Origin of the sequence: Bradyrhizobium sp. HKCCYLRH1034 (assembly GCF_051168375.1) — a bacterium.
Taxonomy (GTDB): Bacteria; Pseudomonadota; Alphaproteobacteria; order Rhizobiales; family Xanthobacteraceae; genus Bradyrhizobium.
Map to the genome: position 1 here is coordinate 99,399 of NZ_JBNPUW010000005.1, position 12,686 is coordinate 112,084.

The following is a 12,686-nucleotide window of genomic DNA, read 5'->3' on the forward strand; positions in this document are numbered from 1 at the left end:
CTTTGCGTCTTACTTCGCATCCTGACCGGGATCGAGCAGCCGGTGCAGGTGAACGATGAAATAGCGCATGTGGGCGTTGTCGACCGTCATCTGCGCCTTGGCTCGCCAGGCGGCGTGGGCCGCCGCGTAGTTCGGATAGACGCCGACGATATCGACCTTGTCGAGATCCTTGAATTCGTTCTTGTCGAGATTGATGAGCTCGCCGCCGATCACGAGGTGAAGGAGCTGCTGCGAGGCGCTATCTGTCATCGGTATCGTTTCCTAGTCAACGCCTTGCAGGCGACGTGGAGGGGGCGATCCAGGGCGATCAGTCCGGCGGTAACCTGCGATACTGCGCGACGATGTCGGCATGTCGGTCGCGGCCCGCTGCCACCAGCACCCCGTGCACCACCTCCGGACGATTATAGAGGATCGCCTCGCCGGACAACGCGGTCATTTTACCCCCCGCTTCCTGCACGATCAAATGAGCCGCCGCAAGATCCCAATCGCGGCTTTGCCCGCCTGCAAAAGCGGCATCGAGCCCGCCATGCGCGACACGGCAAAGGCGCAGCGCCAATGATCCGATTCGCGGATGGAGTTCAATCCGCGCAGAATCCGGAGCCAGCCGCTCAACCAACGGTTTTGGACCGGCCACGCGCGAGAATTCGAGCTCTCGTCCGGGCGCCACCCGAACCGGCTGTTCGTTCAACGTGGTGCCGCTACCGCGGGCGGCGAAGAAGAACTCCTCGCTGACCGGGACATGCACGGCGGCGAGTATCGGCGCACCGTGCTCGACCAGCGCAACGCTCACGCACCAATCGTTGCGGCCGCCGAGATAGGACCGCGTGCCGTCGATCGGATCGACGATCCAGACCCGTGACCGGCCGAGTCTTTCCCGATCATCCGCGCTTTCCTCGGACAGCCAGCCGTAATCCGGCGTTGCGGATCGCAGCCTGCGTTCGAGCAGTGCATTGACCGCCATGTCGGCTTCGGAGACGGGCGACGACGCCCCCTTGGTCCATTTGCGCAGCTCCGTTCCGAACATCGAACGTGCGAGCTCGCCGGCTTCGCGGACCGCCTCCTTCAGGAGCCTGGCGTCTGCCGCGAGGCTGGTCTCGTTCGGTTTCTCGATCTCATCGTCCGCCAAGCGTCAATCCTTCGATGCGCACCGTCGGCGCATTGACGCCATAGCGGAATTCCAGATCGCTGGCGGGCGTCATCGACTTGAATATCTCGAACAGATGCCCGGCGATCGTCACCTCGCTCACGGCATAGCCGATCTCGCCATTCTCGATCCAGAAGCCGGACGCGCCGCGGCTGTAGTCCCCGGTGACGCCGTTGACGCCCGAGCCGATCAGGTCGGTGACGTAGAAGCCCTGCTTGATGTCCGAGATCAGCTCCTTGGCTGTCACGACGCCGGCTTCGAGATGCAGATTGAACGGACCGGGCGAAGGCGACGACGACACGCCGCGATGGGCGTGGCCGGTCGTCACCATGCCGAGCTCGCGCGCGGTGCCCGAGTCCAGCAGCCACGTCGTCAGCACGCCGTCGTCGACCAGCGCGGTCTGCTTCACCTTCACGCCCTCGGCGTCGAACGGTTGCGACCGCAGTCCGCGCTTGCGCAGCGGATCATCGATGATGCGGATGCCCTTGGCGAAGAGCTGCGCGCCGAGCTTGTCCTTGAGGAAGCTGGTCTTGCGCGCGATCGAGGCGCCGTTGATGGCGCCGACCAGATGTCCGACCAGCGAGCCGGACACGCGGGGATCGAACACCACCGGCACCTGGCACGTCGCAACCTTGCGCGGATTGGCGCGCGCCACCGCGCGTTCGCCAGCGCTGCGCCCGACGGCCGCGGGCGCCAGCAGGTCGGCGCCGTGCGGAGCCGCCGTGTAGTCGTAGTCGCGCTCCATCCCGGTGCCTTCGCCGGAAATGGCGGTCGTCGAGATGCTCTGGCTCGAACGCAGATAGGCGCCGTGAAAACCGTCGCTCGTGACCAGCACCATGCCGCCGATGCCGGTCGAGGCCGACGCACCACCGGACTTCGTCACGCCCTTCACGCCGAGCGCGGCGGCCTCCGCCTCCTGGGCACGGCGCTCCAGCTCTGCGGTCGAGGGAATCTGCGGATCGAGCAGGTCGAGCTCGGGAATATCGCGCGCCAGCAGCGCCGGATCGGCGAGGCCGACATATTGGTCGTCAGGCGCCACCCGCGCCATCGCCACGGCCCGCTCGGCCAGCCGCGCCACACCGTCGCCGCTGACGTCGTTGGTCGACACCACGGCCTGGCGCTTGCCGACGAGAACGCGCAGGCCGACATCGTCGCCTTCCGAGCGCTCGGATTCCTCGACTCGCCCGTCACGGACCTCGACGCCTTGCGAGATGCCGCGCACCGCGATGGCATCGGCGGCATCGGCGCCGGCCTTCCTCGCGGCTTCCACCAGCCGCTCGGCGAGCGTTCGCAGGGCGGACTGGTCGAGCAGATCTGATTGGGCTGATGTCGACGATGAGGCTGGGGAAGAGGTCACGAACACGATCCGATCGATGTCAGGTGGGCGGCGAAGACGGCTCAATCCAAACGAAATGTGGCCTGTTCACGCCGACTTCAAGCAGGACGGCAGACGGCACATCGGATTGTCGGCAAATCGGCAAGGTCTCGTCAATCATGCGGGGCAAGCGCTTGTCAATCATGACGGTGAGAGGATCATGCGTGAGATCTGATTAACCAGGCTTGTTAAGCCGATACGGGCGATCCGCGTGGCAAGGTCACACGCATCGACCGGGAGCATAATCCCGGCGGGGAGACCAAGCCGTGAGGCGTCAAACAGCAACAGGCGGAAGCAATTCCGCTGGGTCGGGCCGCGTCCTGCGGCTCGACCCTCTTTCCCTACCCGTCTCGTACAGCGCGCACGATACCCGTGCCGATGGCGGGATCCGGCAGATCGAATTGCACCGGGAGCGCGTGGTCCTGCGGCGTGCCGTCAGCGGCATGCGCATGGCCCTGAACCTCCGCGTCAGCGACTTCCTCGGCATCGGCGTGCGCGAAATCGACGCCACGCAGGTGATGCTGGTGCTCGTCCACCGCGACCCCTCCCTGACCATCCCGCTCTGCGTCAGCGACGACCAGAACGAGATCGTTGCTGCGTGGGCGATGTGGAGCGAGACGTTCGCGCTGCCGCAGTTGCAGGACGCGCGCCGCGAGGCGACGCCGCGCCGCCGCCGCCGCAACGCGATCCGCTCGCGCCGCCCGCGCTTCCTGATGCGCCGCCGTGTCGGCTACCAGCTCAATCCGGCCTCGGTCCATCGCGGCGAGCGCGAGATCATCGCGCGCAACTGATCAGGTTGCGCGCAGCACGGCATCGACCAGCAGCGCTGCGAACAGCAGCAGCCCAGCATCGCGGTTCGACTTGAACACCCGCAGGCACAGCGCCGGATCGGCGATATCCAGACGCCAGATCTGCCAGCCGAGATGCGCGGCAAAACCCGCGAGCCCGAGCCACGCCGCGACATGCACATGGGCGGTCGCGAAGGCGGCCCCTATCAGCATCACGGCCAAACTGTAGAAGACGACCAGCGCCAGATGGGTGCGCTCGGCAAACAGGCGCGCGGTCGACTTGATGCCGATCAGCGCGTCATCCTCGGCGTCCTGATGCGCGTAGATCGTGTCATAGGCGATCACCCACGAGATCGACCCGGCGTAGAGCAGCAGCGCGGTTGCATCGATGCGGCCGAACGCAACCGCAAATCCCATCAGCGCGCCCCACGAGAAGGCGAGACCCAGCACGACCTGCGGCCACCAGGTGACACGCTTCATGAACGGATAGATCGCGACGATCAGCAACGAGGCGATGCCGGTGGCGATCGCGAACCGGTTGAACTGTAGCAGCACCACCAAGCCGATCAGGGCCTGCGCCACCAGGAAGGCGAGCGCCTGCTTCACGCCGACCTGTCCGGCCGGAATCGGTCGCGAACGGGTGCGCTCCACCTTGGCGTCGAGATCGCGGTCGGTGATGTCGTTCCAGGTGCAGCCGGCGCCACGCATGACGAACGCGCCGACGAAATAGAGCCCGATCCACGCCGGCAGCATGGACAGGTCCCCGCCGATCCCGGCCGCCAGAGCGGCCGACCACCAGCACGGCATCAGCAGCAGCCAGGATCCGATCGGGCGATCGAAGCGGGCGAGCCGCAGGTAAGGCCGGCTCCACACCGGCGCCAGCGTGTCGACCCAGTTGCCGGTCGCGTCAGCAACGCGGACGGCGGTCGTGCTCATCGGGTGAGAACGTTGCCAGTCATGGTGTCGAAGGCGGAACCGCCCTTCTTCGTCGTGTTGGCCTCAGGCAGCGCAGCCGACGAGCCCAGCACGTCGCTCAGGCTCGGAGCCGCGGGCCTTCCGGCCCCCGACTGCATCTGCGCCGCCACGGCACAGACCTTCTTTTCCAGCGCGTCGGTGTTCTTGTGACCGGCCTTCAGCTGATCGGAGATCTGCTGGGGGATGCCGCAGCTCGCCGCATGCGCCTCGACATATTTGATCATCTTCACTTCGGCCTTGCCGAAATTGGCGATCAGCTTGCAGGCCTCGTCAGGCGAGGCCTTGCGGTCGCTCGCGGCCTTGATCAGCTTGCCGCGACGCTCGGCTTCCTCGCGCAGCGGCATGAACTCCTTCATGCAGCTCTCCGGCGGGCCACCCTGCGGCGCGGCTCCCATCGGGGCCGGCTGGAAGCCGCCACCGCCACCGCCGCCGAACGCCGAGGCGCCTGGACTGGGGAACGGACTTGCCGGGGCTGCAGCCCGGGTCGGCGCCGCACCGTTGATGGGTGGAAACGGCGAATTGCTGGTCTGGGCCTGGCCAGGCATCGGCGCGGGAAACGAGCTCTGCGCGAAGACCTGCCCTGTGGAGAGCACCAGCGCTGCAATGGCGAGCGGCATGAAAGACTGGCGGACGATCAAGGCTGGTTCTCCGGCAAGACCAAGAATCCTCAACACTTCCGGATGAAAGCACGATCCGATCCGGGGCTTTTACGATTCTCGCCCGTCCAGCACAACCGCGGATTTGATCACATCCGCGGCGCAGAGACGCAGCCGGGTTCCAACCGGCGCAAAGGCCCAAAACGAGGCCCTTCCCGAACGTCGGAGCCCAAAAATCCGTTCACTCCGCGCCCTCGCCCAAGCCGGAGTCGCCAATTCGGCGGCCGGCGGGACGGTTCACGTCGCCGTGCACACCTTGCGCATCACGGCCAGGGTGTTTTCGTGATTCGCCTTCAGCTGATCGGTGATCTTGGCGGGGATTCCACATAGCGAGGCATGCGCGACCGCGTAGTCGATCATCTTGGTCTGGGCGAGCTCGTAGTCATGCACCAGCTGACAGGCCTCGCCGGGCGCAAAGCGCCGCTCGGTCGCCGCCTTGAGCAGCTTGGCCCGGCGGGCGGTCTCGTCCCGCAGCGGGGTGAACTCCTTCAGGCAGGTCTCGGGCGGGCGGAAGCCAGCCACGCTGGCACCGCCCGGAACCGCGGGGGCCGCCCGTTGCGGCGCGGCGACCGCCTTGTCATCGGCCCGGGACGGCGCGGCGACCATCACCGCGATGATCGCGACCAGCGCCCAGATCGCAAGCGCCGAAGTCGAATGTCTCAAGATCAAGGCCGTTCTCCGCATCGAGGCTTACGGAATCGTCGGATGTCCGTCCCGGGGGACGACCGGCGGGATCGAAACGGTAAAATCTGTCGACAGCACGGCCGAAAGGCGCCATCGCCGATGTCCGATACAACACCACGTGACGGCCCTTCCGGCTTTGCGGCTGGCGCGTGGGTCCGGTAAGCAACGTCCATCATCGGCTCCGCTTCGCTCCATGCCCGCATACGACTTCAACGCCCCGCGCCTGTTCGTCGACGCGCCCCTGCAGGAGGGAGGCTCGGTCGCGCTCGACCGCAACCAGGGAAATTATCTCGGCAACGTCCTGCGCCTTGGCGCCGGCGATCACGTGCTGGCCTTCAACGGCCGCGACGGCGAATGGCGGGCCGTGATCGAGGGCCGCAAGCGGCCGGATGGCCTGACGATCCAGCAGCAGAGCCGGCCGCAGGATCACCTGCCGGACATCGCCTACGTCTTCGCACCGCTCAAGCACGCGCGGCTGGACTACATGGTGCAGAAGGCGGTCGAGATGGGCGCCGCGCGGCTGGAGCCGGTGATCACCCGTCGCACCCAGGTGTCGCGCGTGAATGGCGAGCGCATGCGCGCCAACGTGGTCGAGGCCGCCGAGCAATGCGGCATCCTCAGCCTCGCCGACGTCAAGGACCCGGTGCCGCTGGAGCGCTTCCTCGCGCAGCGGCGACCCGAGCGGCTGCTGGTGTTCTGCGACGAGGCGGCCGAACTGGCCGATCCGCTGCAGGCCCTGCGCGGCGGCCAGAATGCGGCCGGCATCGACCTGCTGATCGGACCGGAGGGCGGTTTCGCCGACGATGAACGGACGCTGCTGCTGCGCCAGCCGCATGTGATCAGGCTGGCCCTGGGCCCGCGCATCCTGCGCGCGGATACGGCCGGCGTCGCCGCCCTCGCCGTGATTCAGGCGACGCTCGGAGACTGGGCCGGAGCCCGCGGTTAAGGCATCCGACCAATTGTGGCGCGCCGCGGCCATTCCCAGTCGAAACCGTCAAACGGCCATGCTAAGGGGCAGCCGCCGCTTCCAGCGGGCGCCCAAGCCACTTTGGAACTCGAATCGACATGACCGGACCCGCTCCGACCGGACCCGCCGCGTGGGCGGACACGCTGCTGCAATCCTTCGCCCAGGCCGGCTATGAGCGGGCCGAGCCGGCGATCCTGCAGCCGGCCGAGCCGTTCCTCGACCTCTCCGGGGAGGACATCCGCAAGAGCCTCTATCTGACCAGCGACGCCGCTGGCGAAGAGCTGTGCCTGCGCCCCGACCTGACCATTCCCGTCGCCCGTGACTACCTCGGCTCGGCCCGCGCCGGGCAGCCGGCCGGCTTCAGCTACCTTGGTCCAGTATTTCGCTACCGCGAGGGCCGCCCGAGCGAGTTCCTGCAGGCCGGGATCGAATCGTTCGGCCGCCAGGACCGGCCCGCTGCCGATGCCGAGATGCTGGCGCTGGCGATCGAGGCGACCGCCGCCGCCGGCCTTGCCGCGGTGGATATCCGCACCGGCGACGTCGCGCTGTTCACGGCCTTGATCGACGCCCTCGATCTCTATCCGGTCTGGCGGCGGCGGCTGATCAAGGACTTCAACCGCAAGCGCACCCTGGCGCAGGACCTCGAGCGGCTGGCGATCGCCTCGGTGGCGCCGCGCAACGAGTATGAGGGCGTGCTCGCCGCTCTGGCCGGCTCCGACCGCAAGGCGGCGCTCGCTCTGGTCACCGACCTGATGTCGATTGCCGGCGCAACCGCCGTCGGCGGCCGCACGGTGGCGGAGATCGCCGACCGCTTCCTCGAGCAGTCCACCCTCAAGAGCGGGGCGCTGCCGCGTGACGCGCTGGACCGCATCAAGCGCTTCCTGGCCATCAGCGGCAGCCCGACCGAAGCCGTCCAGCAGCTTCGCGCCCTCGCCGCCGATGCCAAGCTCGACATCTCGGCCGCGATCGACGCGCTGGAGGCCCGCGCGGGCTTCATGGCCCAGCGCGGCATCGACATCGCCAAGGTGCGCTTCGCCACGTCGTTCGGCCGCGGCCTCGACTACTACACCGGTTTCGAGTTCGAGCTGCATCATCCTGACAATGGCGACGAGCCGCTGGTCGCCGGCGGCCGTTATGACGGCCTGCTGAGCCAGCTCGGCGCCGCCGAGTCGATTCCGGCCGTCGGCTTCTCGATCTGGATCGAGCGCCTGGCCCAGAGCAGCGCCGTGGGCAAGTCCCCGGTCGGGAGAGCATCATGAGCGGCCCCCTCGTCCTCGCCGTTCCCTCCAAGGGACGTCTGCAGGAGAATGCCGAAGCCTTCTTCGGCCGCGCCGGGCTGAACCTGTCCAAGCCCGGCGGCGCGCGCGACTATCGCGGCACCATCGCAGGTCTCGACAATGTCGAGATCGCCTATCTCTCTGCGAGTGAGATCGCCTCGCAACTGGCGCGCGGCAGCGTGCATCTCGGCGTCACCGGCGAGGATCTCGTGCGCGAGAGCATCACCGATGCCGACAAGCGCGTGCTGCTGATCGACACGCTCGGCTTCGGCGGCGCCAACGTCGTCGTCGCGGTGCCGCAGGCCTGGATCGACGTCCGGACCATGGCCGATCTCGATGACGTCACCACCGGTTTTCGCGCTCAGCACAATCGCCGGATGCGCGTCGCCACCAAGTACATCAACCTGACGCGCAGCTTCTTCGCCGCCCACGGCATCGTCGATTACCGCATCGTCGAGAGCGCCGGCGCCACCGAGGGCGCGCCCGCGGTCGGCACGGCCGAGCTGATCGTCGACATCACCAGCACCGGCTCGACGCTCGCCGCCAACGGGCTGAAGGTGCTGGACGACGGCGTGATCCTGCGCAGCCAGGCCAACCTGGTCGCCTCGCGCGACGCCGACTGGTCGGAGGGTCCGCGCGAGAGCGCCCGGATCATTCTCGACCACATCCATGCCCGCGCCCGCGCCAGCAAATACCGCGAGGTCCGCACCCGCTTCAAAGGGTGCGACGCAGCAATGCTGACCGAGGCGCACAACCGTTTCGGCGTCGTGGCGCCGTTCGGCGGCCCGACCTCGTCCGGCATGCTCACCCTGCACTGCCCGCCGGCGCAGATCTACGCGCTCGGCAGCTTTCTGCGCACGCATGGCGCCGAGACCGTCTCGGTCGCCTCGCTCGACTACGTGCTCGACCGCGAGAATCCGCTGTTTGCCCGCCTCGAGGCCTTCCTGCGATCATAAATCGCCGTTCATCGTAGCGACAGGTGAGCGCGACTACCATATGTTGGTAGGAGAACGAGGACTCTGAGCGATGCTGGGAACTGACGTGTCCGACCTGACCACGACCGCGGCCGACGCCGCGTCGCAGGGACTGTCGATCGTTATCCCCGTCTATAACGAGGGCGCGGGACTGACGGCGCTGCACGAGCGGCTGAACAATCTCGCACGCACCCTGCGTCAGCGCTTCGGTCTCGCCTGTGAGCTCGTTTATGTCGACGATGGCAGCCGCGACAACACGCTCGCGATCGCCCGCACCCTGCAGGCCGATGCGCTCGATGTGCAGGTCGTGTCGCTGTCGCGCAATTTCGGCAAGGAGGCCGCGCTGATGGCCGGCCTCGATCATGCCCGGCGCGGCGCGGTGCTGTTCATGGACGGCGACGGCCAGCATCCGCCGGCCCTGGTCGAGCAACTCGTCACGCACTGGATCAAGGACGGCTACGACGTCGTCTATACCGCCAAGGCGCATCGCGACAACGAGCCGTTCCTGCGCCGGGTCGCCGTTCACGGCTTCTACGCGCTCATCAACTGGGGGGCGCGGCAGAAGATTCCGGAGGATGCCGGCGACTTCCGCCTGCTGTCGCCGCGCGCGGTGGCCGCGCTACGGCAGCTGCCCGAGCGCAACCGCTTCTTCAAGGGCCTGGCGAGCTGGATCGGCTTCCGTCAGATCCGCGTCGACTATGAGCCAGCGGCCCGCGCCCATGGCGTCACAACCTTCAACCTGACCGGCCTGCTAGGCCTGTCGATCGAAGGTCTCACCTCGTTCTCGGTCGCGCCTTTGCGCTTCGCCAGTCTGCTCGGAATCCTGCTGGCCTCGGCCGCGTTCCTGTTCGGCCTCTCGATCCTCTGGGAGACCTTCACAACCGGCAAATCGGTGCCTGGCTATCCCTCGCTGATGGTCGGCCTGATGACGATCGGCGGCGTGCAGCTGATCATGATCGGCATCATGGGCGAGTATATCGGCAAGATCCTGTCCGAGCTGAAAGCGCGTCCGATCTACTTCGTCGCCGAGCACAGCGAGAAGCGTGCAGCGCTCGATGCACGGAGCGACGGCGCCGAGAGGAACGCCGCCGAATGAGCGCCACCCCGCACCGGCGCATCTGGCTGTGCGCCGATGACTATGGCATCAGCCCCGGGGTCAACAGCGCCATCCGCGACCTGATCGCGCGCGGTCGGCTGAACGCTACCTCGGTGATGACCGTGGGCGCCGCGATCGGACGCGACGAGGTGACGGAGCTGACCAAGGTCGCGTCCGACAGCCCGCGCTGCGCCATCGGCCTGCATGTCACGCTGACCGCGCCGTTCCGGCCCCTCACCATGCACTTCCGCCCGTCGGAGGGCGGCATGTTCCTGCCCTTTCCCAAGCTGCTGCGCGCCGGAATGTCCCGCCGGCTCGATCCCGAGCTGATCCGCGCCGAGGTGCTGGTGCAGCTTGCGGCGTTCGGCGAGCTGTTCGGCCGCGCCCCGGATTTCGTCGACGGCCATCAGCACGCCCAGCTCTATCCGCAGGTGCGCGAGGGCTTCCTCGCCGCGGTCAAGGAAGCCGCGCCGGCGGCCTGGGTGCGTCAGGGGGGGCGGAACGTGCCGCTGATGCAGCGGCTGACGGCACCGAAGGCGCTGCTGCTGGACGTCCTGAGCGCCCAATTCCGCCGTCATGCCAAGCGGGCCGAGATCGCCTTCAATCCTGCCTTCGCCGGCGCCTACGACTTCAGCAAGACCTCGGATTTCGCCACGTTGATGGACGGCTTCCTGGAGGAGCTGCCCGAGGACGGGCTGGTGATGTGCCACCCCGGCTTCGTCGACGACGTCCTGATCGAGCTCGATCCCTTGACCGTCCAGCGCGAGCACGAGCACGCCTATCTCGCCGGCGAGCATTTTCCAGCGCTGCTCGACCGCCGGCGGATGACGCTGGCCTGAACGGATCTTGCGGGTCTGCGACGAACAAAAGGCCGCCCGGCTGCGTTCCTCCTGTAGTGCGGGCAACATCGAGGTCCAAAACGCTGCGCAAGCCCGAGAGACGCTGTGTCGCATACGGAAATTTAATCCGCGCCCCGGCTGGCCGGGCCACAAAGTCCCCCTAAATCTTGGCCGCGCTTGGCCGGAACAAGGCAAGCGGCAGGAGAACGACATGACACCGCAAGAACGCCAACTCATCGACGATCTGTTCGACCGGCTTGCCAAGTTGGAGAGTGCACCGCGTGATCCGGAGGCCGCCGCCGCCATCGCCCAGGCGCTGCAGCGGGCTCCCAATGCCGTCTACGCGCTGGTGCAGACGGTGCTGGTGCAGGACGAAGCCTTGAAGCGCGCCAATGCCCGCATCGAGGAGCTGCAGCACGCCCAGGCCCCGCAGCAGGCCCAGTCCGGCGGCTTCCTCGATTCGATGCGCGACAGCATCTTCGGCTCGGGCAGCCGCGGTTCGGTCCCCAACGTGCCGCCGCCGTCGCAGAGCCGACCGGTCTGGAACAGCGGTCAGGCGATGCCCCCGGGCTACCAGGGCCAGCCCGGCTATCCCGGTCAGCCCGGCCCTTACGATCAGGGCGGCTTCGGCCAGCCGCGTGGCGGCATGTTCGGCGGTGGAGGCGGCTCGTTCCTCGGAACGGCGGCGGCCGCTGCGGCGGGCATGGTCGGCGGCTCGCTGCTGCTCGGCGGCATCCGCTCGATGATGGGCGGCGGGTCGCATCAGGCGTTCGGTGACACCACGATCATCGAGGAGCGCGGCGGTGGTGCCGGCCCGTGGAGCGGCGACCAGTCCAGCGGCTCGCTGGCGCGCGACGCCGGTCTCGACGACATCGGCCGTTCGGGCGGCGACGGTGGCCGTGCCGGCCTGTTCGACCAGGCGAACTATGACGACAGCGGCAATGACAACGACGCGGCCGACTTCGACGCTGATGACGGCTATGGCGACGACGACGGTGGCAGCGACTACGCTTGATGCTCCCAGGTCGCAGCGAACTGAAGAATGCGAAAGGCCGCCCCACGGGCGGCCTTTTTCAGTTGCGGATGTCGTGCAGCGGCGGTCGTCAGAGCACGATGACCCGAGCACCGACGTTCACGCGGCCATAGAGGTCGATGACATCCTCGTTGCGCATCCGGATACAGCCTGACGAAACGTTGGTGCCGATCGTCCATGGCTCGTTCGAACCGTGGATCCGATACAGCGACGAGCCGAGATACATCGCGCGTGCGCCGAGCGGGTTCTGCGGTCCGCCCTCCATGTGCCGCGGCAGGTCGGGCCGGCGCGCGAGCATTTCCGGCGGCGGCGTCCAGTCCGGCCATTCGCGCTTGGCCGAGATCGTCTTCACGCCCGACCAGGTGAAGCCGGGGCGGCCGACGCCGATGCCATAGCGGAGCGCCCTGCCCTCGCCCTGAACCAGATAGAGGAACTTGTTCGGCGTATCGATGACGATCGTGCCCGGCCGTTCTTTGCCGTCGTAGTCAACGATCTGTTTCTCGTATTTCGGATCGAGCGGCCGCTGCGTCTGCTCATAGGCCTCCTCATCCGGTACTCCCTGCTGCGGGACCATGCCCGGCGCCAGCCGCTGCGGCTCGTAGTAGGACGGCTGCTGCTGGTACATCGGCTGTCCCGGCGGAGGCGCGCCGCGGCCGCCTTGCGGATCCCCGAACAGGAATTCGATGAAGCCGCCACCCATGCGCGAGCGTTCGACATAGGCGGTGCGCACCGGCGCGGACTGCTGCGGCGGCCCGCTGTAAATCACGGTCGGCTGCTGAAATCCCTGGGCCGCAGCCCGATCCAGACCTGAATGGAATGCGCATGCGCCGGCCAGCAGCGCTGTGGAGAATGATTTGAACATCGACGTACTCTGTACT

Annotated in this window: 14 protein-coding genes; 7 read left to right on the forward strand and 7 right to left on the reverse strand. The window is 67.4% G+C overall.

Features of this window, described 5'->3' with window-relative positions:
- Positions 1 to 9 precede the first annotated feature (9 nt).
- The 3 genes from ACQR0W_RS13385 to ACQR0W_RS13395 are packed head-to-tail and all read right to left on the reverse strand — an operon-like array spanning position 10 to position 2,501.
- Positions 10 to 249, reverse strand: a complete 240-nt coding sequence (locus ACQR0W_RS13385; RefSeq protein WP_009031572.1) for a DUF4170 domain-containing protein — start codon at positions 247 to 249, stop codon at positions 10 to 12.
- Between the two features lie 58 nt (positions 250 to 307).
- Positions 308 to 1,111: a 3'(2'),5'-bisphosphate nucleotidase CysQ gene (locus tag ACQR0W_RS13390; protein ID WP_315753464.1), complete on the reverse strand. Its 804-nt coding sequence runs from the start codon at positions 1,109 to 1,111 to the stop codon at positions 308 to 310.
- A gap of 1 nt (position 1,112) precedes the next feature.
- Positions 1,113 to 2,501: a TldD/PmbA family protein gene (locus tag ACQR0W_RS13395; RefSeq protein WP_409998678.1), complete on the reverse strand. Its 1,389-nt coding sequence runs from the start codon at positions 2,499 to 2,501 to the stop codon at positions 1,113 to 1,115.
- A gap of 284 nt (positions 2,502 to 2,785) precedes the next feature.
- Between ACQR0W_RS13395 and ACQR0W_RS13400 the strand changes: the two genes are divergently transcribed.
- Positions 2,786 to 3,310, forward strand: a complete 525-nt coding sequence (locus ACQR0W_RS13400; RefSeq protein ID WP_315753424.1) for a DUF6101 family protein — start codon at positions 2,786 to 2,788, stop codon at positions 3,308 to 3,310.
- Here ACQR0W_RS13400 and ubiA read toward each other — a convergent pair whose 3' ends face one another.
- From ubiA to ACQR0W_RS13415, 3 genes are all read right to left on the reverse strand, one after another.
- Complete coding sequence (gene ubiA / locus ACQR0W_RS13405) at positions 3,311 to 4,243, reverse strand: 4-hydroxybenzoate octaprenyltransferase (protein ID WP_315753422.1); 933 nt, start codon at positions 4,241 to 4,243, stop codon at positions 3,311 to 3,313.
- Positions 4,240 to 4,917 (reverse strand): hypothetical protein, encoded by a 678-nt coding sequence (locus ACQR0W_RS13410; RefSeq protein ID WP_409998679.1) that lies wholly within the window; start codon positions 4,915 to 4,917, stop codon positions 4,240 to 4,242. Before ACQR0W_RS13410 ends, ubiA begins: the two co-directional genes overlap by 4 nt.
- A gap of 258 nt (positions 4,918 to 5,175) precedes the next feature.
- Positions 5,176 to 5,607, reverse strand: a complete 432-nt coding sequence (locus ACQR0W_RS13415; RefSeq protein WP_316171666.1) for a hypothetical protein — start codon at positions 5,605 to 5,607, stop codon at positions 5,176 to 5,178.
- A gap of 208 nt (positions 5,608 to 5,815) precedes the next feature.
- Here ACQR0W_RS13415 and ACQR0W_RS13420 point away from each other — a divergent pair, with 208 nt between their 5' ends.
- The 6 genes from ACQR0W_RS13420 (at position 5,816) to ACQR0W_RS13445 (ending at position 11,790) form a co-directional block, all read left to right on the forward strand.
- The gene (locus ACQR0W_RS13420) at positions 5,816 to 6,568 is read left to right on the forward strand and encodes a 16S rRNA (uracil(1498)-N(3))-methyltransferase (RefSeq protein ID WP_316171667.1); all 753 of its coding nucleotides are present in this window, start codon (positions 5,816 to 5,818) and stop codon (positions 6,566 to 6,568) included.
- Positions 6,569 to 6,687: 119 nt separating this feature from the next.
- Complete coding sequence (locus ACQR0W_RS13425) at positions 6,688 to 7,848, forward strand: ATP phosphoribosyltransferase regulatory subunit (protein ID WP_316171668.1); 1,161 nt, start codon at positions 6,688 to 6,690, stop codon at positions 7,846 to 7,848.
- Positions 7,845 to 8,822: an ATP phosphoribosyltransferase gene (gene hisG / locus ACQR0W_RS13430; RefSeq protein ID WP_315753420.1), complete on the forward strand. Its 978-nt coding sequence runs from the start codon at positions 7,845 to 7,847 to the stop codon at positions 8,820 to 8,822. Before ACQR0W_RS13425 ends, hisG begins: the two co-directional genes overlap by 4 nt.
- 70 nt (positions 8,823 to 8,892) lie before the next feature.
- Complete coding sequence (locus ACQR0W_RS13435; RefSeq protein ID WP_315716673.1) at positions 8,893 to 9,936, forward strand: glycosyltransferase family 2 protein; 1,044 nt, start codon at positions 8,893 to 8,895, stop codon at positions 9,934 to 9,936.
- Positions 9,933 to 10,775 (forward strand): ChbG/HpnK family deacetylase, encoded by an 843-nt coding sequence (locus tag ACQR0W_RS13440; RefSeq protein WP_315716672.1) that lies wholly within the window; start codon positions 9,933 to 9,935, stop codon positions 10,773 to 10,775. Before ACQR0W_RS13435 ends, ACQR0W_RS13440 begins: the two co-directional genes overlap by 4 nt.
- 211 nt (positions 10,776 to 10,986) lie before the next feature.
- Positions 10,987 to 11,790, forward strand: a complete 804-nt coding sequence (locus tag ACQR0W_RS13445; protein ID WP_315716671.1) for a DUF2076 domain-containing protein — start codon at positions 10,987 to 10,989, stop codon at positions 11,788 to 11,790.
- 88 nt (positions 11,791 to 11,878) lie between these two features.
- On the opposite strand, the gene ACQR0W_RS13450 is transcribed toward ACQR0W_RS13445, so the two are convergent.
- The gene (locus ACQR0W_RS13450) at positions 11,879 to 12,670 is read right to left on the reverse strand and encodes a L,D-transpeptidase (RefSeq protein WP_315825398.1); all 792 of its coding nucleotides are present in this window, start codon (positions 12,668 to 12,670) and stop codon (positions 11,879 to 11,881) included.
- Positions 12,671 to 12,686: the final 16 nt, after the last annotated feature.

Coding starts and splice junctions, on each gene's coding strand:
- ACQR0W_RS13440 (WP_315716672.1), top strand. CDS start 9,933: ATGAGCGCCACCCCGCACCGGCGCATCTGGCTGTGCGCCGATGACTAT.
- ACQR0W_RS13385 (WP_009031572.1), bottom strand. CDS start 249: ATGACAGATAGCGCCTCGCAGCAGCTCCTTCACCTCGTGATCGGCGGC.
- ACQR0W_RS13420 (WP_316171667.1), top strand. CDS start 5,816: ATGCCCGCATACGACTTCAACGCCCCGCGCCTGTTCGTCGACGCGCCC.
- ACQR0W_RS13450 (WP_315825398.1), bottom strand. CDS start 12,670: ATGTTCAAATCATTCTCCACAGCGCTGCTGGCCGGCGCATGCGCATTC.
- ubiA (WP_315753422.1), bottom strand. CDS start 4,243: ATGAGCACGACCGCCGTCCGCGTTGCTGACGCGACCGGCAACTGGGTC.
- ACQR0W_RS13425 (WP_316171668.1), top strand. CDS start 6,688: ATGACCGGACCCGCTCCGACCGGACCCGCCGCGTGGGCGGACACGCTG.
- ACQR0W_RS13445 (WP_315716671.1), top strand. CDS start 10,987: ATGACACCGCAAGAACGCCAACTCATCGACGATCTGTTCGACCGGCTT.
- hisG (WP_315753420.1), top strand. CDS start 7,845: ATGAGCGGCCCCCTCGTCCTCGCCGTTCCCTCCAAGGGACGTCTGCAG.
- ACQR0W_RS13435 (WP_315716673.1), top strand. CDS start 8,893: ATGCTGGGAACTGACGTGTCCGACCTGACCACGACCGCGGCCGACGCC.